16 protein-coding genes and 1 pseudogene are annotated in these 24,258 nt (G+C 72.4%); 14 read left to right on the forward strand and 3 right to left on the reverse strand.

From position 1 onward, the window contains the following. The first annotated feature begins 19 nt into the window (after positions 1-19). The 7 genes from hemG (at position 20) to hemL (ending at position 7,608) form a co-directional block, all read left to right on the forward strand. On the forward strand, positions 20-1,468 hold the full coding sequence (gene hemG, locus AC792_RS02720; RefSeq protein ID WP_049829048.1) for a protoporphyrinogen oxidase: 1,449 nt from the start codon (positions 20-22) through the stop codon (positions 1,466-1,468). A 72-nt stretch (positions 1,469-1,540) separates the two neighbouring features. Then, positions 1,541-2,257 (forward strand): hydrogen peroxide-dependent heme synthase, encoded by a 717-nt coding sequence (hemQ, locus tag AC792_RS02725; protein WP_049829084.1) that lies wholly within the window; start codon positions 1,541-1,543, stop codon positions 2,255-2,257. Continuing rightward, positions 2,254-3,459: a ferrochelatase gene (locus AC792_RS02730; protein WP_049829049.1), complete on the forward strand. Its 1,206-nt coding sequence runs from the start codon at positions 2,254-2,256 to the stop codon at positions 3,457-3,459. Before hemQ ends, AC792_RS02730 begins: the two co-directional genes overlap by 4 nt. Next, positions 3,459-4,400 carry a hydroxymethylbilane synthase gene (gene hemC / locus AC792_RS02735; RefSeq protein ID WP_049829050.1) on the forward strand — a complete coding sequence of 314 codons (942 nt, stop codon included), beginning with the start codon at positions 3,459-3,461 and terminating at the stop codon, positions 4,398-4,400. Before AC792_RS02730 ends, hemC begins: the two co-directional genes overlap by 1 nt. A gap of 7 nt (positions 4,401-4,407) precedes the next feature. After that, complete coding sequence (locus AC792_RS02740; protein ID WP_049829051.1) at positions 4,408-5,295, forward strand: uroporphyrinogen-III synthase; 888 nt, start codon at positions 4,408-4,410, stop codon at positions 5,293-5,295. Next, positions 5,292-6,272 (forward strand): porphobilinogen synthase, encoded by a 981-nt coding sequence (gene hemB / locus AC792_RS02745; RefSeq protein ID WP_049829052.1) that lies wholly within the window; start codon positions 5,292-5,294, stop codon positions 6,270-6,272. Before AC792_RS02740 ends, hemB begins: the two co-directional genes overlap by 4 nt. Positions 6,273-6,282: 10 nt before the next feature. Next, a complete protein-coding gene (hemL, locus tag AC792_RS02750) occupies positions 6,283-7,608 on the forward strand; it encodes a glutamate-1-semialdehyde 2,1-aminomutase (protein ID WP_049829053.1) in 1,326 nt (441 codons plus the stop codon). Positions 7,609-7,755: 147 nt separating this feature from the next. On the opposite strand, the gene AC792_RS02755 is transcribed toward hemL, so the two are convergent. Continuing rightward, a complete protein-coding gene (locus tag AC792_RS02755) occupies positions 7,756-8,517 on the reverse strand; it encodes a 3'-5' exonuclease (RefSeq protein ID WP_049829054.1) in 762 nt (253 codons plus the stop codon). Between the two features lie 73 nt (positions 8,518-8,590). On the opposite strand from AC792_RS02755, the gene AC792_RS02760 reads away from it, so the two are divergent. From AC792_RS02760 to AC792_RS02770, 3 genes are read left to right on the forward strand one after another with little or no spacing between them, the layout of a single operon-like run. Beyond that, entirely contained in the window at positions 8,591-9,007 is a 417-nt protein-coding gene (locus tag AC792_RS02760) for an MGMT family protein (RefSeq protein WP_082177315.1), read from the forward strand. Between the two features lie 51 nt (positions 9,008-9,058). Next, positions 9,059-12,349 (forward strand): ATP-dependent helicase, encoded by a 3,291-nt coding sequence (locus tag AC792_RS02765; RefSeq protein WP_082177316.1) that lies wholly within the window; start codon positions 9,059-9,061, stop codon positions 12,347-12,349. Continuing rightward, a complete protein-coding gene (locus AC792_RS02770; protein ID WP_049829055.1) occupies positions 12,346-15,876 on the forward strand; it encodes an ATP-dependent helicase in 3,531 nt (1,176 codons plus the stop codon). Before AC792_RS02765 ends, AC792_RS02770 begins: the two co-directional genes overlap by 4 nt. 86 nt (positions 15,877-15,962) lie before the next feature. Here the strand turns inward: AC792_RS02770 and AC792_RS17990 are convergent, their stop codons facing one another. Then, entirely contained in the window at positions 15,963-17,480 is a 1,518-nt protein-coding gene (locus tag AC792_RS17990; RefSeq protein ID WP_082177317.1) for a phosphotransferase, read from the reverse strand. Positions 17,481-17,640: 160 nt separating this feature from the next. On the opposite strand from AC792_RS17990, the gene nudC reads away from it, so the two are divergent. From nudC to AC792_RS02790, 3 genes and pseudogenes are all read left to right on the forward strand, one after another. After that, the gene (nudC, locus tag AC792_RS02780) at positions 17,641-18,597 is read left to right on the forward strand and encodes an NAD(+) diphosphatase (protein ID WP_049829057.1); all 957 of its coding nucleotides are present in this window, start codon (positions 17,641-17,643) and stop codon (positions 18,595-18,597) included. Between the two features lie 56 nt (positions 18,598-18,653). After that, positions 18,654-20,704: pseudogene (locus AC792_RS02785) on the forward strand (ATP-dependent DNA helicase UvrD2). Next, positions 20,697-21,254 carry a M48 metallopeptidase family protein gene (locus AC792_RS02790; RefSeq protein ID WP_049829058.1) on the forward strand — a complete coding sequence of 186 codons (558 nt, stop codon included), beginning with the start codon at positions 20,697-20,699 and terminating at the stop codon, positions 21,252-21,254. The pseudogene AC792_RS02785 and the gene AC792_RS02790 overlap by 8 nt, the downstream one beginning before the upstream one ends. Before the next feature lie 10 nt (positions 21,255-21,264). Here AC792_RS02790 and AC792_RS02795 read toward each other — a convergent pair whose 3' ends face one another. After that, positions 21,265-22,770 (reverse strand): zinc-dependent metalloprotease, encoded by a 1,506-nt coding sequence (locus tag AC792_RS02795; RefSeq protein ID WP_049829059.1) that lies wholly within the window; start codon positions 22,768-22,770, stop codon positions 21,265-21,267. A gap of 315 nt (positions 22,771-23,085) precedes the next feature. Here AC792_RS02795 and AC792_RS02800 point away from each other — a divergent pair, with 315 nt between their 5' ends. After that, entirely contained in the window at positions 23,086-24,180 is a 1,095-nt protein-coding gene (locus tag AC792_RS02800) for a YlbL family protein (protein WP_049829060.1), read from the forward strand. Positions 24,181-24,258: the final 78 nt, after the last annotated feature.

Here is a 24,258-nt window from a genome sequence, read left to right on the forward strand (position 1 = left end):
GACGTCTGCCGGACCCGGCATGATCCCTCCGCCCGCCGTGGTCGTGATCGGTGGCGGGATGGCCGGGCTCACGGCAGCCCGTACCCTGGTGCGGCGCGGTCTCCGGGTCACCCTGCTCGAGCGCTCCGGGCGTTTCGGCGGGACGGTGGACGCGCGCATGCTCGGCGGCTTCCGCCTGGACAGCGGCGCGGAATCCTTCTCCACCCGCTCCGCCGTCGTCCCCGCCCTCGCCGAGGAGCTGGGCCTCACCGGCCGGATCGTGACCCCCGATGCCCCGGGCGCCTGGGTGCAGCTCCCCGGCGAGGATCTGCAGTCCGCCGCGCAGCCCCTGCCCAGTTCCGGTGTGCTCGGTATTCCCGCCGACCCCACGGACGCCGCGACGCGCGCCCTCCTCGGACCCGCCGGCGCCCTGCGTGCCGCCCGCGACGCGGATCTGCCCCCGGGACCACTGGCCACCCGCCCGCACGTCAGCCTCGGTGAGCTGGTACGCACGCGGATGGGGGAGGAGGTGCTGACCCGGCTCGTGGCACCCGTGGCCGGCGGCGTGTTCTCCGCGGACCCGGACGATCTCGACGTCGACTCCGTGGCCCCCGGTCTCCGCTCCACGATGGGCCGTCTGGGCTCACTCGGGGCGGCGGCCGGAGCCCTCCGCCAGGCCGCGCCCGCCGGTTCCGCCGTGGCCGGACTCGTGGGCGGGATGGCGCAGCTGCGCGACGCCCTCGTGCAGGAGCTCCTCACCGCCGGGGTGGACCTCCGCACGGCGGAGCAGGTCTCCGGGCTCACCCGCGACGGCGCCGGCTGGACCCTCGCCACCGAGCACGCCGCAGGCAGGCGCACCCTCTCCGCGGACGGCGTGGTCGTGGCGACCGAGGGGGGTGCCGCCGTCGACCTGATGGCCCCCGCCCTCCCCGCGCTGCTCCCCGAACGCCCCGGCTCGGTCCCCGGCGTCGCGCTCGTCACGCTGATCGTGGACTCTGCGGACCTGGACGCCCACCCGCGGGGGACCGGGGTGCTCGTGGCCCGCGGCGTGGACGGCGTGGCCGCGAAGGCGCTGACCCACGCCACCGCCAAGTGGGCGTGGTTGCGCGAGCAGGCCGGCCCCGGGGTGCACGTGCTCCGGCTCTCGTTCGGGCGGGTGGGGGACACCGCGGAGGACGTCGGGCTCCTGACACCGGACGCGGACCTGTACCGGCACGCGCTCGCCGACGCCTCCGCCCTGCTCGGGGTGCGCCTGACCGACGCGGCCGTGCTGGACCGGGACGTGGTCCGCGGGGCCGGTGCACTGCCGCACGCCTCGGTGGGACACCGTGAGCGCGTGGAGCGCATCCGCGCCGTCGTCGCGGACGCTCCGGCACTGGCCGTGACGGGTGGCTGGCTCGCCGGCACGGGGCTCGTGTCCGTCATCGGCGATGCACGGCGGCGCGCGGACCAGCTCGCCGATGCGCTGGGTGCGGGCGGGCCGCTGTGATGTTCCTCTCTTCTACTACGTGTAGAACTGGAAGATTTCGAATCGTCACCGGGCAGGAGCAAGATGGGGAGCATGACCGAGTCATCAGGTAGCACGCACGCACACCCCGCGCAGCAGGTCGAGGAGGGCGCGGATGCCCCCGGTGAGCTGTTCTACACCCTCTGGACAGTCTTCAAGCGCGGCGGGTCCGCGACGACGGCCGGCGCCCCGCTCACAGATGCCATCGCCGCCCTCGAGGCCGACGGCGTCACGCTCCGCGGCTTCTACGACGTCTCGGCGATGCGCGCCGACGCGGACGTCCTGGTCTGGGTGCACGGCCCCCGCGCCGAGGACCTGCAGACCGCGGTCCGCTCCCTCCGCCGCACGGACACGTTCTCCGGCTCCACGATCGTCTGGTCCGCCATGGGCGTGCACCGCGACGCCGAGTTCTCCAAGTCCCACAGCCCCGCGTTCTCGCGCGGCGTGGCACCCGCCGAGTGGGTGTGCGTGTACCCGTTCGTGCGGTCCTACGACTGGTACATCCTCCCCACGGAGGAGCGCCGCTCCATGCTGATCGACCACGGCATGAAGGGGCGGGACTACCCGCAGGTCATCTCCAACACGGTGTCCTCCTTCGCACTCAACGACTACGAGTGGATCCTGGCCCTCGAGGCGCCGGAGCTCGTGGACCTGGTGGACCTGATGCGCTACCTCCGGGAGACCGAGGCACGCCGCCACGTCCGCGAGGAAGTGCCCTTCTACACCGGCCGCCGGATCAACCACGACGAGATCGCAGAGGTGCTCGCATGACCACACAGGCTTTCAACCCCCTCGACGGGGTGGACGAGAACGGCCGCATGGCCCCGAAGGCGTACGACGCCGTGGTACTGGCCTCCTTCGGCGGCCCCGAGGGGCAGGACGACGTCATCCCCTTCCTGCGCAACGTCACCCGCGGCCGCGGCATCCCCGACGAGCGCCTCGAGGAGGTCTCGCACCACTACCGCGCCTTCGGCGGCGTGAGCCCCATCAACGGCCAGAACCGGGCGTTGCGCGCCGCCATGGAGGAGGAGCTGCGACGCCGCGGCATCGACCTCCCGGTCTACTGGGGCAACCGCAACTGGGAGCCCTTCATCGCCGACACGCTGCAGGAGGCGTACGACGCCGGTCACCGCAAGGTGCTCGCCGTCACCACGAGCGCCTACTCCTGCTACTCGAGCTGCCGCCAGTACCGCGAGGACCTCGGCATGGCACTCGTGAGGACCGGCCTCGAGGGCCGGCTGGAGGTGGACAAGGTCCGCCAGTACTTCGACCACCCCGGCTTCGTGGAGCCCTTCGTCGAAGGTGTGGGTGAGGGCCTCGCGAAGGTCCGCGCCGGCCTCGCCGAGCGGGGTGACGCCGAGGCCCCCGTGCACATCATGTTCTCCACGCACTCCATTCCCATGGGCGACGCCGAGGCGGCGGGTCCGCGGGACGCCGAGGGCGGCCCCGTGCACGAGGAAGGCGCCTACGTGGCACAGCACCGCGCCACCGCGCAGGCCGTGCTGGACCGCATCCCCGAGGCCGCCGGCGTCGAGTGGTCGCTGGTCTACCAGTCCCGCTCCGGTGCCCCGCACATCCCGTGGCTGGAACCGGACATCAGCGACGCCCTCCGCGACCGGTACGAGGGCGGTGCGCGCGGCGTCGTGATCGTGCCCCTCGGATTCGTGTCCGACCACATGGAGGTGGCCTGGGACCTCGACACCGAGGCGCTGGAGACCTGTGGCGAGCTCGGGATGGTGGCGGACCGCGTGCCCACCCCCGGCACGCACCGGAAGTTCGTGGAGGGCCTGATCGACCTCATCCTCGAGCGGACGGTGGAGAACAACATCGCCGACCGCCCGTCGGCCACGGCACTCGGTCCCTGGTACGACGTCTGCCGGCCCAACTGCTGCGCCAACCGGCGCGGTGAGAAGCCGACCATCGCGGCCGTGGACTCCACCGTGGGGACGCCGCTGCCCAACCCGTCCGTCTGATGGCTCCGGGTATCCGCGTGGGCACGCGGGGCAGTGCCCTCGCGCTGACGCAGACCACCACCGTGGCGGAGCGGGTCTCCGAGCTGGCGGCGGAGCCCTACGAGCTCGGGCGCGTGCGGACCGAGGGTGACGTCTCCCGGGCGTCGCTCTCGCAGATCGGCGGCACCGGCGTGTTCGTGGCGGCCCCCCGGGATGCTCTGCTGGAGGACCGGTGCGACGTCGCGGTGCACCCCCTCAAGGACCTCCCCACGCTCCCTGCGCCCGGTCTCACCGTGGCCGCGGTCCCCCAACGCGAGGACGTCCGCGACGCCCTGTGCGCACGGGACCGCCTGACGCTGGCCCCCCTGCCCGACGGCGCACGCGTGGGTACCGGGTCCCCGCGCCGGGCCGCCCAGCTCCGGGCTGCGCGCCCGGGCCTGGAGGTGGTGGACATCCGCGGGAACGTGGACACCCGGCTCGGCCGGGTGGCAGGTCTCGTGGTCGGCGCACCGGGTGACCTCGACGCCGTCGTCCTCGCCGCCGCCGGGCTCCTCCGGCTGGGGCGTGAAGAGGCGATCACCGAGTTCATCGACACCGACGTGATGCTGCCCGCCCCGGGGCAGGGCGCCCTCGCGGTCGAGCGCAGGGAGGAAGCCGCCGCACCGCTGACGGATGCGCTCGCCTCCTACGACCACCTCCCCACCCGGCTGGCCGTCACCGCGGAGCGTGCCGTCCTGCTGCAGCTCGAGGCGGGCTGCGCGGCGCCCATCGGCGCGCTGGCCCGCATCCGCGGCGACGAACTGGCCCTGGAAGCCGTGGTGTGCAGCCTGGACGGACGCTCGGTCCTCCGCCTGACGCGCACCGCCCCGGCCACGGATGCCGTGGCTGCGGCCCGGCTCGGCCTGGAGCTCGCCGAGGAACTGCTCGCTGCGGGCGCGGCCGACATCGCGCCCCTGAACTAGGCGCCCCGTGACCGGACCGACGCCCGGGACCGTGGTGGTGCTGCGGCACCCGGCGCGGACCGTCCGGATCGCCGCCGAGCTGGCCGACGCCGGCCTGCGGACCTATGCGATGCCGCTCACCGACGTCGAGCTGCCGCCGGACACCGCTCCGGTCCGCGCAGCACTCGCGGACCTCGGCCGGGGCACCCACCGGTGGCTCGTGGTGACCAGCGGCAACACCGTCCAGGCGCTCGGGGTCCTCGCAGCGTCGCTCGGGAGCCCCCTCGCGGACCTGGTCCGCGGGACGGGTACGCGCGTCGCCGCCGTCGGCCCGGCCACCGCACGGGCGCTCGCGGACCAGGGCGTGCCCGTCCACCTGGTCCCCGAGGACGACGCCTCCTCCGGGGGTCTGCTGCGGCAGTTCCCGAGCGGTCCCGGAACCCTCCTGCTCCCGCAGGCAGATCTGGCGCCGGACGATCTCCGCGCCGGACTGACGGAGCTCGGTTGGTCGGTGCGGCGGGTGGAGGCCTACCGGACCGTGCCCCACCCGGCGGAGCCGTCCCGGCGGTTGCCCGGCATCGAGGAACCCGGGACCAGACCCCGGCTGATGTCACCGCAGCAGTTCGCGGACCTCGTACGCTCCGGTGTCCGGCCGGCCGTCGTGTTCACCGCCCCGAGCGCCGTGGCGCAGTTCCGTGAAATGCTGGTCGACGTGCCGCCCGCCTTCCACCCCGTGTCCATCGGGCGCACCACGTCGGCCGCCCTGCAGCAGCAGGGCTGGGGTGCGGGGACGACGGCGCCGAACCCGAGTCCGCAGGGCGTGGCACGCGCCGTCACGGCCGCCCTGACCCCCCGACCGGCGGACCCCGCCGCCGACGACGCACCCGCAGGACCATCGAACGGAGAACGGCCATGAGCTTCCCCCAGCACCGCCCGCGCAGACTGCGCTCCACCCCCGCCATCCGGCGCATGGTGGCCGAGTACCGCGTGCACCCCTCCGAACTGGTCCTCCCGGCCTTCATCCGGGAGGGGCTCACCGAGCCCTCGCCCATCCTGTCGATGCCCGGCGTCGTGCAGCACACCTCCGACTCCTTGAAGCGCGCGGCCGCCGAGGCCGTGGAACGCGGCGTGGGCGGCATCATGCTCTTCGGCATCCCTGAGCACCGCGACGCCACGGGCAGCGCGGGGATCGATCCCGACGGCGTGCTGAACCGGGCCATCGCGGACGTCCGCGCCGAGGTGGGTGACTCCCTCGTGGTGATGAGCGACGTCTGCCTGGACGAGTTCACGGACCACGGGCACTGCGGTGTGCTCGACGACGCGGGTGCGGTGGACAACGACGCCACCCTGGACCTCTACGCGCAGATGGCCGTGGAGCAGGCCCGGGCCGGCGCCCACGTGCTCGGCCCCTCCGGGATGATGGACGGGCAGGTGGCGGTGATCCGGCAGGCGCTCGACACGGCCGGGTACCAGGACACCGTGGTGCTCGCCTACGCCGCGAAGTACGCCTCGGCGTTCTACGGTCCCTTCCGCGAGGCCGTGGACTCCCAGCTCACCGGGGACCGGAGGACCTACCAGATGGACGCGGCGAACCGCCGCGAGGCACTCCTCGAGGTGGAGCTCGACCTCGAGGAGGGCGCCGACATGGTGATGGTCAAGCCGGCCATGAGCTACCTGGACATCCTGGCCGACGTCGCCGCCATGTCGCCCGTGCCGGTGGCGGCGTACCAGATCTCCGGCGAGTACGCGATGATCGAGGCCGCGGCGGTCAACGGCTGGATCGACCGGCGCCGCGCCATCGAGGAGTCCGTCCTCGGCATCAAGCGCGCCGGTGCGCAGCTGATCCTCACCTACTGGGCCTCGGAGCTCGCGCTCTGGCTCGACGAGCACTAAGGAGCCTTCCATGACCATCTCGGAGAACCTGTACGAACGCGCACGCCGGCTCATGCCCGGCGGCGTCAACTCACCCGTCCGCGCCTTCGGCTCCGTGGGGGGTACGCCGCGCTTCCTCGTGGACGCGCACGGCGCCTACGTCACGGACGCCGACGGGCAGGAGTACGTGGACCTGGTGGGCTCCTGGGGGCCGGCGCTGCTCGGCCACTCCCACCCCGAGGTCATCGCCGCCGTCCACCGTGCGGTGGACCACGGCCTCACCTTCGGGGCCTCCACACCGGACGAGGCCGAACTCGCGCAGCTCGTGAAGGACCGCGTGCCCGCCGTCGAGCTGCTGCGCATGGTGTCCACCGGGACGGAGGCCACCATGACCGCGGTACGGCTGGCCCGCGGGTTCACGTCCCGCAATCTCATCGTGAAGTTCGCCGGCTGTTACCACGGCCACGTGGACAGCCTCCTCGCCGCGGCCGGTTCGGGCGTGGCGACCCTGGCGCTCCCGGGTTCGGCCGGTGTCACGGAGGCGACGACGGCGGAGACCCTCGTGCTCCCGTACAACGACGTCGAGGCCGTGGAGGAGGCCTTCCGGGTGCACGGCGAGCGGATCGCCGCCGTGATCACCGAGGCCGCCCCCGCCAACATGGGCGTGGTCACGCCCGCGCCGGGCTTCAACGCCTTCCTGTCCCGCATCACCTCCGAGCACGGAGCCCTGTTCATCGTGGACGAGGTCATGACCGGGTTCCGCACGCACCCCGGCGGCTACTGGAAGCTCACGGGCGGCGCGGACGACGCCGAGCACCCCTGGACCCCGGACCTGCTGACCTTCGGCAAGGTGATCGGCGGCGGCGTGCCCGCGGCGGCACTCGGCGGCCGTGCCGACGTCATGAACTACCTGGCGCCCATCGGACCGGTGTACCAGGCGGGCACCCTGTCGGGGAACCCGCTCGCCATGGCCGCGGGCGTGGCCACCCTCACCGCCGCCACGGACGAGGTGTACCGGAACGTGGACGCGCGCTCGCTCGAGGTGAGCGAGGCCCTGAGCGCGGCGCTGTCCGGTGCGGGCGTGGACCACTCCATCCAGCGGGCCGGGAACCTGTTCAGCGTCGCCTTCGGGACGGCCGAGCGCGGGGTGTCGGACTACGCCGATGCCCAGGGCCAGGAAGCCTTCCGCTACGGCCCGTTCTTCCACTCCATGCTGGACTCCGGTGTCTACCTGCCGCCGTCCGTGTTCGAGGCCTGGTTCCTGTCCGGGGCCCACGACGACGCCGCGCTGGAGCGCATCCATGCGGCGCTCCCCGCCGCCGCGAAGGCAGCGGCGGAGGCAGTGCCGGTCGACTGACGGACCCTCCGTTCCGTGGGCCCCGGGTGCGTCGTCGCCCGGGGTCCCGGCTCCGCCGACCGGTGCGCTGCTCGTCGGCACGGGATGTCGGCCTGGGATGTCGTCCGGGCGATGCCGTTTCGGACCTAAGCCGCCGGGCCGGAGCGGTCAGCTCGTGACGCCGATGGCGGTGGCGCCGGATTGCGGGGAGCCGGTGAGGGTGTCCGCTCCTGTGGGCGGCGGTACGACACCCACCACCGGCCAGGCCCGCTCGATCACCGCCGTCGGGTCCGTGCGTCGCAGGTACTCCTCGAAGCTGGCGGACTGGCGCTCCGCCCAGCCGATCAGGGAGGCATGGAGTTCGATGGCGGGGCAGCGCAGGAAGGGGTAGTGCTCGGCGAGGACCAGGCCCACCTGCAGCGTGGCCAGGACGTCCGCGGCGGAGGTGTGGGCGTTCTCGAAGCGGATCCCGTAGTGCTCGCAGAGCGCCGTGAGGGTCCGCTTGCCCTTCCGGTAACGGTCCGCCTGCTTGTCCATGATGTACGGGTCGATCACCGGGGTGGGGGTCGGGACGGACACCCCGAGGCGGGCGCCCTCGCGGGCCAGCACCGTGAAGTCGTACCGCGCGTTGTAGGCGAGGACCGGCACGCCGGCGTCGAAGCAGCGGGAGAGGACCGCGGCCACGCCGTCGACCACCTCGACGGCGGGCCTGCCGTGCGAGCGTGCGTGCTCCGTGACGACGCCGTGGATCGCCGCGGCCTCGTCCGGGATCACCACGCCGGGATCCGCGAGCCACTCATGGTGTTCCAGGAGTGCCCCGTCGGCGTCCACGAGCACCACCGTGGCGGGGACGATCCGGGCCGTGCGCGGGTCGCGTCCCGGCGGCGCCAGGTCGAAGGCCGCCCGGGGGCCCTGATGCCAGCTCGTCATGGCCCAACCGTAGCGACGACCTCCGACCAAATGGCCGCATTCTCCGGCGCGGGGCGTCGATAGGGTGGTGCGCATGGAGTCGTTCCCTCCGCGCCAGGTGTTCTCGGTCGCGTACGTGGCCGCCGTGTTCGCCGTCGTGCGGTCGCCCCCCCCGGCGACGGTGCTGACCTACGGGGACGTCGCCGAGCTGCTGGAGAACGGCGGCGCACGCCAGGTGGGGCGGGCGAGGTCCATGAGCACGCCGGGGACCCCGGGGTGGCGGGTGCTCCGGGCGGGCGGTCGCCCGCCCCGGGGGCTGGAGCTGCGCGCGCGTCCGCACTACGACGCGGAGGGTACGCCGCTGCTCCCTACGGCAGACCCGGACCCGATGGTCTACCGTGTGGATCTGCGCAGCGCCCGCTGGTCGCCGTCGTCGGTGGACCAGCTCCGGTTCGCCCGACTCGGTGCGGTGCTCCGTGGCGAGGCGGACCCGACGGACGCCCAGCCGTAGTGTCCTCGCACGGATCCTCCGTTTGTCCGTGCAGTGTGATGATGTTGAGCCATGACCAGCACCCTCCCCGACGCCGCGTCCCCGACTCCCGGGAAGGCGCGGACGGCTTCGGACGCCGAGGCGGGGTACGCCGCCGTGCTCGACTCCCTGGTGGCTGCGCACGGGCAGACCCTGGTACTCGGGGCTCCCGGCAGCGGGAAGTCCTCCCTGCTCACGGACCTGGCCGTCGGCCGCATCGAATCCGGTGCGGTCCGTCCTGAAGGTCTGCTCCTGCTCAGCCCCACCCGCGCCACCGCGACACGCCTGCGGGACGAGCTGACCGCCAAGCTGGACCGCAGTATCAGCACCGCTCCGGCGCGCACCTGGGCCTCCTACGCCTTCGACCTCATCCGCCGGGCGAAGGCCGAGGGCCGTACCCCGTGGATCCCGCGCCCGCCCCGTCTCCTCTCCGGCGCCGAGCAGGATCTCATCATCAAGGAACTGCTCACGGGCCACGGTCGTGACGGTGCTCCGGAGCTGCGGTGGCCGGCCGGTCTCGCGCTGGCGCTGCCGACGCGCGGGTTCCGGCAGGAGATCCGCGACCTCTTCGACCGCGTGAGCGAGTACGGGGTGTCCGCCGGGGAGCTCGCCTCCTGGGGTGAACGCTTCGACCGCCCCGACTGGGTGGCCGCGGCCGCGCTGTACCGGGAGTACCGGGACGTCCTCGATCTCCGGACACCGGAGGCGTTCGACCCGGCCGGGATCCTCACCGCCGCGCGGGAGATCCTCGAGACCGACGAGGAGTTCCTCGACCAGGAGAGATCCCGGTTGCGGCTGGTCCTCGTGGACGACTACCAGGAGGCCAATCCTGCGGAGCACGCACTGCTGGGGCTCATCGGGACGGGCACGGACGTGTTGATCACCTCGTGCCCGGACACCGTGGCACAGGGTTTCCGTGGAGCGCGGCCGGAACTCACGGGACGGTTGTCCGACCTGTTCGAGGGCGGCAGCGGCTTCCGCACGGTGACCCTCCCGACCTCGCTGACCCTCCGGGGCCATCTCGCCGATGCCTGGGGACAGGTGGCGGAACGGATCGCGACCACCGGTGTCCCCACGGGCTATCGATTTCCAGCAGCACGCAAGGAGACAGGACGGACCGAGGACGAGGGCGGGGACGGGGAGAGCCCGGTGGTGTCCGCGCACGTCCTGGACAGTGCCTTCCACGAGCAGCGTTTCATCACGCAGCGGATCCTGGAGGCGCACCTGTTCGAGGAGCGCGGGCTGGACGACATCGCCGTGATCGTCCGCAACGGGGCCCAGGTTGCCGCGGTGCAACGTTTCCTGACCTCCCAGGGCATCGCCGTCAACGTCCCGGCCGCGGAGACGGCGATCCGCGAGGAGCCGGCCGTCCGGCCCCTGCTGGACCTCTACGCGGTGGTGGTGGGGCGGGCGGAGCTCGACACGGAGCTCTGCATCTCCCTGCTCACCTCGAGGATCGGCGGGGCAGGGAGCCTCGACGTGCGACGGCTCCGGCAGATCCTGCGCCGCAACGAGCTGCAGCACGGCGGCGGGCGCACCAGCGACGACCTCCTGGCCGCGCTGTTCTCCTCGCCCGAGGAGATCGCGGCACTGCCCTCCGAGGGCACACCCGTCCGGAGGCTCCACCGGATGCTCGAGGAGGGGCGCTCGGCGACCCAGGAGGCCGGCGCCGATCCGGAGAGCGTGCTCTGGGCGCTCTGGTCGGCGTCCGGACTCGCCCGGCAGTGGTCCGTGGCGGCCCTGTCCGAGGGGCCCTCCTCGGTACGGGCGGATCGCGACCTCGATGCCATGATGGCCCTGTTCCACACTGCGGAGCGGTTCGTCGAGCAACTACCCGGTGCGGACCCCGAACTGTTCCTGGACTACATCCTCAGCCAGGACATCCCCATGGACACCCTGACCCAGCGCACTGCCCGGCAGGCCTCGGTGTCGGTCCTGACACCCGCCAGCGCGGCCGGGCGTCACTGGCCCCTCGTGATCGTCGCCGGTGTGCAGGACGGCGTGTGGCCCGACCTCCGCCTGCGCGGTGAGCTCCTCGGGTCGGGGGAGCTGCGTGCACTGCTGGATCACGGTGCATCCTTCCGCAGCACCCGGGACCCGGTCGCGCTCCTGCAGGACATCCGGTTCGACGAACTCCGCACCTTCTCCCTCGCCGTGTCCCGTGCCAGTGAGGAACTGGTGGCCTGCGCCGTCTCGTCCCAGGACGAGCAGCCCTCCCAGTTCCTCGACGTGCTCGATCCGTTGCCGGCGGGTACCACGCAGCGCCCACGCACCGAGGTGCTGCGCCCGGTGACCCTGCGCGCCCTCGTGGCGGAACTGCGGAAGTTCGCCCAGGACCCGGAGGTCGCGGAGTCGCTCTCCGGTGAGGCCGTACGCCATCTGGGACGCATGGCCGCACTGGAGCCGCCCGTACCCGGGGCCCACCCCGCGCAGTGGTGGGGTGCCCTCGGCCTGAGCAGCGAGCAGCCGGTGGTACCGCACGACCAGCCCATCCCGGTCTCGCCCTCGAGGGTGGAATCCGTCCTCACCTCACCGCTCAGCTGGTTCGTCTCGGCCGCGGGAGGCGAGCGCACCACCGACTTCGCCCGGTCGCTCGGGACCCTCGTCCATCAGATCGCGCAGGATCTGCCCGAGGCGAGCGGCGGCGAGTACGTCCGGGAGCTCGAGCGCCGGTGGCCCCAGCTGGGGATCAAGGACACGTGGGAGGGATCGGCCGAGTTCCGGCGCGCCGAGGCGATGGTGCGCAAGCTCGCGGGCTACGTGCTCTCCATGCGCTCGGCCGGGCGTACCCTGCAGGACACGGAGGTGGACTTCTCGGTGGATCTCGATGTCAGGGTGGACGGGGCCGGGCGCATCGCGCGGCTCCGCGGTCAGATCGACAGGCTCGAGCTGGACGCGGAGGGCAGGTTCGTCGTCGTCGACCTCAAGACGGGGCGGAGTGCGCCCGTGGGCGCCGACATCGCACGGCATCCGCAGCTCGCCGCCTACCAGACGGCGGTGGCCGCCGGGGCGCTGAGCGAGCCGGCCGGGGAGGACCCCGGTGCGGGTGCCCGTCCGGCGGATCCCCCGGAGGTCGCGGAGCCGGGAGGCGCGGCGCTGGTGCAGCTCGGGACCGGGACCAAGGATGTGTCCGTGCAGGAACAGTCCGCCGTGGGTCCCGCTGACACCTGGGCCCGCGGCATGATCGAGGACGCCGCCGGTCTCATGGCCGCGGCGACGTTCGAGACCATCCACGACCCGCGCCGATCGGGGTACGGCGGCAGCGGCTGCCGCCTGCCCGAGGTGTGCCCGTTGTGCGAGGAAGGCAAGCAGGTGACCCAGTGACCTCCGCCCCCCGGACTCCTCCTCGGCCGGACCCCGGCGCCGGAACGCGACCGGAGTACACCGCCCGGCGCCTCGCCGAGCTCCTGCACACCGACCCGGACTCCGCCGTGCAGTACCCCACGGAGGATCAGGTACGCGTCATCGAGGCGCCGCTGGAACCCCTCCTCGTGATCGCGGGTGCCGGGTCGGGGAAGACCAGGACCATGGCGGACCGGGTGGTGTGGCTCGTCGCGAACCAGCTGGTCCGGCCGGAACAGATCCTCGGTGTCACCTTCACGCGGAAGGCCGCCGGTGAGCTCGCCACGCGCGTGCGGCAACGACTGGCGCAGCTCTACACGGCGCTCAGCGAGCAGGAGGCCCCGCGGGCGGGTGCAGACGCCCTGGACCGACTGGACCCGAGCATCTCCACCTACCACTCCTTCGCGAACGGGATCGTGCAGGACTACGGGCTCCGCATCGGGGTGGAGCGCGATTCCGTGATGCTCGGGACCGCCCAGTCCTGGCAGCTCGCCTCCACCGTGGTCGAGGCGTACGACGGCGAGTGGGAACACCTCACCGCGGCGAAGAGCACGCTCGTGCAGGCGGTGCTGACCATGGCGGGGGAGTGTGCCGAGCACCTCGTCCCCCCGGCACGGGTGCGGGAGGAACTGCGCCGGCAGATCGACCACGTGGCGAAGCAGCCCTACGTGGCCGGCTCCACCCGGGCAACTGCCCGGAAGGTGCCCGACCTGCTGGACAAGCTGCGCACGCGGATCACCGTCACCGAGCTCGTGGAGCGTTACGCGGCCGGTAAACTCGCACGGCGGCAGCTCGATTTCGGTGATCTGGTGTCCCTGGCCGCGAGGATCGCCCAGGAGGTCCCCGAGGCGGGGCACCTGGAGCGCGAGAAGTACAAGGTGGTGCTGCTCGACGAGTTCCAGGACACCTCCCACGCCCAGATGGTGCTGTTCTCCCGGTTGTTCGCCGACGGGCGCGCGGTCACCGCGGTGGGGGACCCGCACCAGTCGATCTACGGGTTCCGGGGGGCGTCCGCGGGCCAGCTCGGTACCTTCCGCACGGCCTTCCCGCGCTCCGTCGCGGACGGCCGGGCGCCGTCGGACGTGGCGCACCTCTCCGTGGCGTGGCGCAACTCCACCTCGATCCTCGCGGCCGCCAACAAGGTCTCGGCGTCCCTGAACGTGCCCCCGCCCTGGCTGCGCAGCACGGTGCAGCAGGTGCCCGGGCTCGTCGCGCGCCCCGGGGCCCCGCTCGGAGAGGTGCTGCTGGGCCGCTTCCTCACCGACGCGCCGGTCCCGGCGGACCTGCACGTCCCGGAGGCTGCTCCGGCCGACGACGCCGGCACGCACGCTGCGGGGGATCCGGGACAGCCCGGTGGGACGGTGCCGCAGGCGCGGGCCCCCCGGGAGGTGGAACAGCTCAGTGAGGCGGAGGCGATCGCGCGTGAGGTCCTCCGCCAGCGCGGGCGGAGTTTCGAGAGCGGCGAGGACGGCACCGCACTGCGGCCCACCATGGCCGTCCTGTGCAGGGGACGGCGGCAGTTCGACCCGATCCGCCGCGAGCTCGAACGTGCGGGGGTCCCGGTGCAGGTGGTGGGGCTGGGCGGTCTCCTGCGCACCCCCGAGGTGGTGGACCTGCTGGCCACGCTGCGGGTGCTCGGTGATCCGGACCGGTCGGACTCGATGCTGCGGCTCCTGGCGGGAGCCCGCTGGCGGCTCGGACCGGCGGATCTCATGGCGCTGGGGGACTGGTCGCGTCAGCTGGCGAGGAGCAGGGAGGCGATGTTCCGTCCTGCTACCCGCCCGGCGGAGGATGCCACCGCCGGGCAGGGCGAGGATGCCGTGGTGGCACCGGATCTCGCCGAGTCGGGCAGTCTGGTGGAAGCCGTGGACCACCTGCCGCCGGCGGACTGGGTGTCCTCGGCGGGTCGGGTCCTGAGCGGTACCGCGCGTCAGCGCCTCGATACCCTCCGGCGCGAGCTCCGGTTGCTCCGTACCTTCGTGGGCGATGACCTCACCAGCATGATCGGCGAGGTGGAGCGCACCATCCTGCTGGACATCGAGGTGGCGGCCAAGCCCGGCGTGAGCATCCACGAGGCCCGGAGGAACCTCGACGCCTTCACCGAGGCGGTGGCGGGCTTCGTCTCCAGTGCGGAACGGGTGGACCTCCCCGCTTTCCTGGCATGGCTCGAGGCCGCCGACCAGGAGGAGGACGGCCTGCCCGTGACCCAGCTCGAGGCGAGCAGGGACGCGGTGCAGCTGCTGACCGTCCACGCGTCCAAGGGCCTGGAGTGGGACGTGGTGTTCGTCCCCGGCCTCAACGAGGGCTCCTTCCCGAGCGGCAGGGATTCACGCTGGAGCAGCGGGAACTCCTCGATCCCCTGGACCCTGCGGGGGGACGCGCCCGAGCTGCCGCAGTGGGACTGGGAGCAGCAGGACCAGAAGCAGTGGCTGGCCAGTGAGAAGGAGTTCGCCGACGACGCGCGGGCGCACGCCGAGCGGGAGGAACGCAGGCTCGCCTACGTGGCCTTCACCCGGGCCAAGCACTCCCTGGTGTGCACGTCCTCCGCCTGGGGCGGCGGGCGGTCCAGGCCGTCGGGGCCGTCGTCGTTCCTGTCGGACCTGATGTCCCTCGCCGAATCCTCCGAACCCGGGTTCCGCGTACCGTCCTGGTTGCCCGAGGACCAGATGGGCGACACCAATCCGGCCACGGCCCGCCCGGAGCGCGCCACCTGGCCCGTCGACCCGCTGGGGGCCCGGCGGCAGATCCTGCAGCGGGCGGCCGATGCGGTTCTCCGTCGTACCGCCGAACCGGTGCAGGAGGTCATGAGCGAGGACGAGGGGCGCTGGGGGCGGGAGGTCCGCCTGGCGCTCGCGCGTCAGTCACGGGAGCGCGAACGGATGCCGGTGACCCTCCCGGCACACATCTCCGCCTCCACCCTCGTGGAGCTGGGCGAGGACCCGGAGGCGGTGCTGCAGCAGCTGCGCCGTCCGCTGCCGCGCCGGCCGGGTGCGGCAGCCCGGAAGGGGACGGCGTTCCACGCCTGGATCGAGGAGTTCTACGGCGCGGGAGGAACCCTGGACCTCGGGGAGTACCCGGGTAGTGCGGACGCCCATGTGGACGAGACCCTGGGGCTGCAGGAGATGGCCGCGGTCTTCGAGAGATCGGAGTGGGCGCTTCGGGAACCGGCGGCCGTGGAGGTGCCGATCGAGACGAGGATCGGCGACGTGGTGGTCCGTGGACGCATCGACGCCGTGTTCCGGGACAACGACGGCGGGTGGGACCTCATCGACTGGAAGACCGGCAGGCCCCCGGCCCCGCAGCATCGCGCGGCCAAGGCCGTGCAGCTCGCGGTGTACCGGTTGGCCTGGTCCCGGCTCCGGGGCGTCCCCCTAGACTCGGTACGCGCGGCATTCTTCTACGTCGCGGACAACCTGGTGGTGCGCCCCCACGACCTGGCGGGCGCCGAGGAACTGGGGCGCATCATCACCGGAGCCGGAGCCGGAGCCGGAGGCCCCGTCCCAGGCTGATCCGGGGGCCGGGCGGGCCCCGGACCGCGTGTCCGGGGCCGTGGCTGCTTCGCACCCGGCAGCTCGTCCGCGGTGTGCCCGAGCGGTCAGCGTCCTCGGAAGGTGACGATCGGCAGGGCCGAGGTCTCGACGTCGTCGGAGGACTCCTGGCCGGCGCCGCTGGTGCTCAGCAGGGTGACCTTCGACGATCCCGTGCTCTGCGGACGTGCGGTCACCATGCGCGCACGGGCCTGGGAGGCGCCGGACGGCTGCTGTGCACCCTCCTGGACGGCCCGGTCCGACACCGTGTCCGGGATGCCACCGGGACGGTGGACATGGCTCCCGGTCCTCTCCTGCTCCGCCGCGTCCTGCTGCACGCCGTCGTCGGAATCCCGCCCGGCGGGGGGCCGCGCGGCCCCGCCCCCCGCCCCGCCGATGTGCTGCACAGCGTCCGGAGCAGGTGCCGGGCGCGCCGTGCCGGTGCCCGTAGGGGCGTCCGCCTGCTGACCGGAGGCGGCATCGCCCAGGGCCCGGCGTTCGACCACGGGGTCCTCCTCCGGCGGTGAGGGCAACCCGATCGAGTTCGTCCCGCTCCGTTCCGCGACGTGCGGGGAGCGGTACCGGAAACCATCGGTCCCGTACTCGTCACCCCACTCGCGGCGCTCCTCCTCGGCCCGCCGGGCACGCTCGGCGGCCTCCTGCTGCTCGAGCTCGATCGACTCGACGTCCTCCGCGAGGGTGGCGAGCATGTCCTCCGCCTCGGCGACCATCGTGGCGTCCTCGCGGGCCACACCGCGCACGAGCCACTGGGCCAGGGCGAACTCCGCGGCGAGGGCGGCCCGCCGGGCAAGATGCGGGTCGGCGGCCGATCCCCGCTCCTCGGTGTAGGCGGCGTAGACGGCATCCACGAATCCTGTGTCCTCGGCGGCGGCGAGCCAGGCGAAGTCCTCGGCCGGGTCCCCGATGCAGAGGTCGGTCCACCCGGTCACGGCGGACACCCTGCCGGCTGCCACCAGGAGGTGGTCCTCGTGCAGGTCGCCGTGCATCACGGTGGGGCCGAAACGCCACAGGGTCACGTCCTCGAGGGCGTGCTCCCAGCGCCGTAGGAGGATGCTCGGGATCTTCCCGGTGGTCGCGGCCTGGTCCAGTTCGTTGAGCTTGCGCTGCCGGTACTCCTCGGCCTCGTAGCTGGGCAGATCGGCGCGCTGCACCATCTCCTGGGGCAGGTCGTGGATGGCGGCCAGGACACGTCCCAGTTCCTGGGCCATGGTGCGGCCGCCCCGGGTGAGCGCGTCGAGCGGACGGGCCGTCCCGGTGAGGTGCGAGTAGACGAACGTACTGAGCTCACCCTGCCGGACACTGCCCGCCATGTGGGGGATGAGGAACGGCAGCTCCGCCTTCACCGCCGGGGTGAACGCCCGCAGGGCCTGTACCTCCGTCTCCAGGCGCATGCTCGCCTCGGCATGCCTGGGGGAACGCACACTCCACTGTTTGCCGGCGCCGTCCACCAGCAGTGCCGAGTCGAAATCGGCGGCGTCGTCGGGGGCTCCGGCCACGCCGGTGGGCGCGAGGCCAGGTACTGCGGCGCTCGCTATGGCGGCTAGTTCCATGGGGGTGCGTTTCACAAGGTTAACCGTAGGGCGTCGGCCGACCGGCCCGCCCCTTTCCGGCGCGGCGAGTCGCCGGATGCACTACTCGTCTTTGCTCGTGCGCTACTGTTCCACCTCTCCTCCACGGAAGCCCTCCGGAATGTGTTTTGGGAGACCGAGAACGTACCGTAGGAGCATGACCGACCCCCTCCGGACGCTCGTCCTTCCTGCCCTCGGATCGCTTCCGCTCTCCCGGGCCGGGTCGGACCGCGACGGCTATGCGAGAACCACCGGGAACCTCCTGGACACGCTGTGGGCCGCGCCGGAGACCCGGGTCCTGCCGATCGCCGGCGGGAAGGCCCCCGTACGGGGGAGCGATCTCGTCCTCCTGTCGCCCGAGCGGGTGACGCGCCCGGAGCTGGTCCTCTACCTGGGCCGGATCGACGAGGGCATGGAGGACGCCGGACGGCAGGTGGTCGCAGCCGTGCTCCCGGAGATCGACACCGGGCTGGCCCCTGCGGAGCAGTGGATGGGTCTGCGGGACATCGCCGCCTCACTGGACGGCAGGGACACCGGGCTCTTCGTGGAGGCCGCAGGTCTGGCGAACTGGCACGCGACGCACACCCACTGCTCCCGGTGCGGGGCCCCCACCGAGGCCGAGGACGCCGGATGGGTGCGACGCTGCACGAAGGACGGCTCCAGCCACCACCCGCGCACCGACCCGGCGATCATCGTCTCGGTGGTCGACGACGACGACCGGCTGCTCCTCGGGTCCGCGGCCGCCTGGCCGGACGACCGCTTCTCTACCCTCGCCGGATACGTGGAGCCGGGGGAGTCCCTCGAGGCGGCGGTGATCCGGGAGGTCGGCGAGGAGTCCGCGGTGGAGGTCCGCTCCCCGGAGTACCTCGGTTCCCAGCCCTGGCCGTTCCCGGCGTCCCTCATGCTCGGCTTCACCGCACGGGCGGTGACCACCGATGCCGTGGCCGACGGCGTGGAGATGCGTTCCGTGCGGTGGTTCACGCGGCAGGAACTCTTCACGGAGGTCCGCGACGGGACGATCGCCGTCGCCGGTGGTGTGTCCATCGCACGCGCCCTGATCGAGCGCTGGTACGGCGGTCCGCTGGACGGGGAGCCGTCGGAGGCGCGCCCCTAGTGTCCGAGCAACTGCTGGAGCAGAGCATCCTCGCGGGGCTCGACGACGAGCAGCGCATGGTCGCCGGCCCCCTGACCGGCCCCATGTGCGTGCTGGCCGGGGCGGGTACGGGGAAGACGCGGGCCATCACGCACCGCACCGCCTACGGGGCGCAGACCGGCGTGAACAAACCGCGGCAGGTCCGGGCCGCCCGTCCACCGCGCGTGCCGCCGCCGAGTGGCGGCCCCGCCTGCGTGACCTCGGTGCCGGCGGCGTGCAGGCGCGCACCTTCCACGCCGCAGCCCTGCGTCAGCTCCAGTACTTCTGGCCGCAGGCGGTCGGCGGCCCGCTCCCGGCGCTCGTGGACCACAAGGCCCAGCTGATCGCGGAGGCCGCCCGCCGGCTGCGGGACTCGACGGACCGGGCCACCATCCGCGATGTCGCCGCGGAGATCGAGTGGGCGAAGGTCTCCATGCTCACCCCGGACGCCTACATGGCGGCCGCCGCCGGGCGCGCGGAACCTGCCGGGATGGACCTCGTCACCGTGTCCCGCATCTTCTCGGCCTACGAGGACCTGAAGATCGACCGCAACCTGATCGACTTCGAGGACGTCCTGCTGACCACCGTGGCCATCCTCGAGGAGGACGAGAAGGTCGCGGCGACCGTCAGGGCCCAGTACCGGCACTTCGTGGTGGACGAGTACCAGGACGTCTCACCCCTCCAGCAGCGTCTGCTCGACCTGTGGCTCGGTGAGCGCCGGGAACTCTGCGTCGTGGGGGATGCGAGCCAGACCATCTACTCGTTCACCGGTGCCACGTCCCGCCACCTCCTCGACTTCACCACGCGCTACGAGGGTGCGCAGGTGGTGAAGCTGGTGCGCGACTACCGCTCCACACCCCAGGTGGTGCGTGCCGCGAACACCCTGCTCGCGGCGAGGAACGCCGAGGCGGACCGCCGGGCGACCGGCAGCTCCTGGTCGACGCCCCTGGAACTCGTGGCCCAGCGTCCGGCCGGCCCGGACCCCGTGTTCACCGAGTGCAGCGACGACGAGGCGGAGGCGGCCGAGTGTGCGCGCCGGATCGGCGTACTCCTGGACGAGGGGGTCAAGGCCAGCGAGATCGCGATCCTGTATCGCACCAACGGGCAGTCCGAGGCCTACGAGCAGGCCCTGGCCACCGCCGGCATCGGCTACCAGCTGCGCGGCGGCGAGCGCTTCTTCCAGCGACGCGAGGTACGTGATGCACTGCTGCAGTTGCGGGCCGCTGCACGCACGCAGGGCGACGACGACGTGCCGCAGCAGGTGCGCGACGTCCTGGCCTCCCTGGGATACACCTCCGTGGCCCCGCAGAACTCGGGCGCCGTGCGGGAGAAGTGGGAGTCGCTCGCGGCCCTGGTGGGTCTCGCCGACGAACTCCAGCGGGTGCGCGGCCCGGAGGCCTTCACCCTGCAGGTCTTCGTCGCGGAGCTGGAGGAGAGGTCCGCCGCCCAGCACGCACCGACCGTGCAGGGAGTCACCCTCGCCTCCCTGCACTCGGCCAAGGGGCTGGAGTGGGACGCCGTCTTCCTCGTGGGTCTGAGCGAGGGGCTGATGCCCATCTCCTTCGCCGACACCCAGGAGGGCATCGACGAGGAACGGCGGCTGCTCTACGTGGGGATCACCCGGGCCCGGGTCCACCTCTCGATGTCCTGGTCCCTGTCGCGCTCGCCGGGCGGGCGGGCCTCGCGGAAACCCTCGCGGTTCCTCGACGCACTGCGTCCCGCGACCGCCGGTCAGGCGTCCTTCCGCCAACCCCGCGCCAGGACGTCGAGGAAGTCCTCCGCCCCGGCGGTGTGCCGGGTGTGCAGGCGTCCACTGCTCACCGGCTCCGAGCGGAAGATCGGGCGGTGCAACGACTGCCCGGCCACCTACGAGGAGGAGACCTTCGAGGCACTGCGCGCCTGGCGGCGCGACGAGGCACGGGAGAAGGACGTCCCCGCCTTCGTGGTGTTCACCGATGCCACGCTGATCGCGATCGCCGAAGCGCGGCCCACCACCGTGGAGGAGCTGGGGGAGCTGGCAGGGGTGGGATCCACGAAGCTGGAGCGCTACGGGGAGGCCGTCCTGGAGATCCTCGGCGACAATGCCTGACCCGCCCGCCCCGGCGCCGCGACCACCGGTCGAGGTGGTCCGATCGGCACGCCGGAAACGGACGGTCAGCGCGGAGGTGCGCGACGGCGTCCTCCGGGTGTCCGTCCCCGGCCACTTCTCCGCCGGCCAGGAGAAGCTGTGGGTGGAGCGGATGGTCGAGCGCATGAGTGCGAAGTACCCGGCGGTACCGGCCGTCGATCACGATCAGCCCGTCCCACTGCTGCTGGAGCGCGCCGAACGCCTGGCGCGGACCTACCTCGACGGGAGGGGGATCCCGGCGACGATCGGGTGGGTGACCAACCAGAACACGCGGTGGGCCTCCGCGACCCCTGCCCGCAGGACCATCCGCCTGTCGCACCGCCTCCGGGGCATGCCAGAGAGAGTGGTGGACTACGTGATCCTCCACGAGATGGCCCATCTGATCGAGCCCTCGCACAGTCGGGTGTTCTGGGACCTGCTGAGGAGCTATCCGCACACGGAGACCGCGAAGGCCTTCCTCGAGGGTGTGGCCTTCGCGGCGCGGCATGCCCCTCCTGCGGCGCAGGACTGAACGGGCGCGGTCAGCGCGGAGCCGTGTCTCCGTCCGGAGTATCCGGGCCGTCCTGCTCGTCCCCGCCCGAGGGAGCCGGCCGGTCGGTCCCGTCCGTCCCACCGTTCGACGTCGGAGCGGGTCCATCGGCTGCTCCCGGAGCGGCTGCCCCGGTGTCCTCGTCCGTCTCCTCGAAGTCACCCGCGAGCAGGCGTTCCAGCGCGGCATCGACGTCCGCCTCCGAGGACTCGATCAGCCGGCGTCGTCCGGAGAAACCGGCGGGGTCGTCGAGGTCCTCCGCCGTGGGGAGGAGGTCCGGGTGCTGCCAGAGCGCGTCCCGGCCCTCGATGCCGCGTTCCTCGGCCAGCATGGCCCACAGCGTCGCGGCGTCGCGCAGGCGGCGCGGCCTCAGTTCCAGGCCCACGAGGGGCGCGAAGGCGTGCTCGGCGGGTCCGCCCGTGGCCCTGCGCCTGCGGACCATCTCCCGCAGGGATCCTGCCGAGGGGAGGTTCGCCGTGGCGGCGGCGGTCAGCTCATCCACCCAGCCCTCCACGAGTGCGAGGGTGGTCTCGAGCCGGACCAGTGCGGCATCCTGCTCGGAGGTGCGCTGCGGCATGAACACGCCCTGGGAGAGTGCGCCCTGCAGGCTCTCCGGATTGGTGGGGTCGATGTCCCTGGCCGCTTCCTCGATCTTGTCCATGTCGATGTGGATGCCGCGCGCGTAGCGCTCGATGCTCCCCAGGAGGTGACCGGTGAGCCACGGGATGTGGGTGAACAGGCGCACGTGGGCCGCCTCGCGCACCGCGAGGAACAGCTGGACCTCCTGCTCCGGTACGTCGAGCCCTTCCCCGAACGCCGCCACGTTGGCGGGGAGGAGGGCCATGCGTCCCTCGGCGAGAGGTACGCCGATGTCGGTGGAGCCCAGCACGTCCTTGGAGAGTGCACCGACCGCCTGGCCGAGCTGCATCCCGAACATGGCACCTCCCACGTTCTGGAGCATGGAGGCGGGTCCGCCCATCATGCCCATCATCGATTTCATCTCCTCGGGGAGCTGCTCGGAGATGACGTCGGAGAGTGCCTTGGCGATGCTCATGGCCACCGGCTCCGTGAGGCGACGCCAGGTACCCATGGTGGCCTCGACCCACTCCGCACGGGACCAGGCCCGGCCCAGCTGGTTGGTGCTCGGGAAGTCGGTCACGGGATCCAGCCACAGCTCGGCCAGCTTCAGCGCCTCGTCCACGCTCCTGCGCTGCAGGGCGGTGACCGAGGGGTCGTTGTCGGCCGCCGCCACGCGGCGCGCGTGCTCGTGGGCCAGCTGCCAGTTCACCGGGCCGTCACTGCTGGAGGAGAACATGGCCTGGACCTGCTGCATCATCATGGCCATCGCGTTCGGGTCCGAGGGCAGTCCTGCAGCCTTCGCCAGTTCCTGCGGATCGAAGCCGCCCTCCCCGCCGCCGAACATCCTCCCGAGCATCTCCGACAGGGGATCCTTGGGCGTGTCGTCGTCGCCGTTCGAAGGGTTGGAGGGGTTGGACATCGATACCACCGGTCCTGGGAGTAGCTTGGCGGGTCCGCGCAGGGGGAGGACACCCCGCCGGCTGTCCCCCTCACGCTACCGGCCGTACCTGCCCGGGTCCCCCGCGCCGAGTGCCGTTCGCTGGGGGCAAAGCGGCGGGCGGGGGACTCGCGTTCCGCCTACCGGGTGCGCAGGACGACCCGGTGGGGAACCGTGAGCCGTTCGGGGCGAGGTGTCAGGACGAGCGTTTACGCTGGGGTGCGGCAGATCGAACCGTCCTCCCGGTTCGCGCCCCTCCGTGCCCCTTGCGGGACGCACCGTACAGAAAGAAGCACAGTGACGCAGCCTGTCCAGTTCGAGCCCTACAGGTCAGCAGAACCCGCCCGACCCCGGGATCCGCGATTCCGGGCCATGGCCGTCTCCGGCGGGCTCGCCGTCGTCCTGTGCGCCGTAGCCGTGCTGCTTCCCGCCCCGTATGTGATCGAGTCCCCGGGCCCCACGTTCAACACCATCGGTGAGGTGAACGGTCGACCCCTGATCCAGGTGGAGGGCACGGAGAGCTTCCCGCCCGAGGGGGAGCTGGATCTCACCACGGTGTTCGTGAGCGGCGGGCCCAACGGTCAGGTCAACGTCCTCGACACCTTCCGTGCATGGCTGAGCCCCACGGAGAACGTCCTCCCCGAGCAGCTCGTGTACCCGGCGGGCACCACGCCGGCCGAGCTGCAGGAGCAGAACGCCGTGGCCATGACCTCCTCGCAGGAGTCCGCCATCGCCGCGGCGCTCTCCTACGAGAACATCGCCTTCACCGAGGAGCTGACCGTGGCGGGGGTGGTACCGGACTCGACGGCCGACGGCGCGCTGGAGGAGGGGGACATCCTCCGCAGCGTCGACGGCGAGGAGATCAGTACGATCTCCGTCCTGAGGAGGGAGCTGAACGACGCCGACGGGGCGCCGGTGACGATCTCGATGGTCCGCGACGGAGTGGTGACGGACGTGGAGATGACGCCCACCCGTTCACCGGAGGGCGACTACCAGCTCGGCATCGTGCTCGCCTCGACCTTCGACTTCCCCTTCGACGTCACGATCCAGCTCGACAACGTGGGTGGCCCGTCCGCCGGCACCATGTTCGCCCTGGGGATCATCGACAACCTGACGGAGGGTGACCTGACCGGCGGACGCCACTTCGCGGGTACCGGCACCATCGACTCGGCGGGTGCGGTGGGACCGATCGGCGGGATAGCCCAGAAGCTGGTGGGGGCGCGCTCCGCGGGCGCCGAGTTCTTCCTGGCTCCTGCCGAGAACTGCGACGAGGTGGTGGGCAACATCCCGGACGGACTCACCGTGGTGAAGATGGAGACCCTCGACGACGCCGTGGCCGCGGTGGAGCTCCTCGGCTCCGGCGGTGACGCCTCGCGGCTGCCCTCCTGCTGACAAGGACACGGTTGGAGAACGATCCGGCGCACAGGGTGCCGGGTGGGAACCTAATTGGTCCGCCCGAGCGTGGACAGG

The sequence above is a fragment of the Arthrobacter sp. RIT-PI-e genome (genome assembly GCF_001187915.1).
Taxonomy (GTDB): domain Bacteria; phylum Actinomycetota; class Actinomycetes; order Actinomycetales; family Micrococcaceae; genus Arthrobacter_D.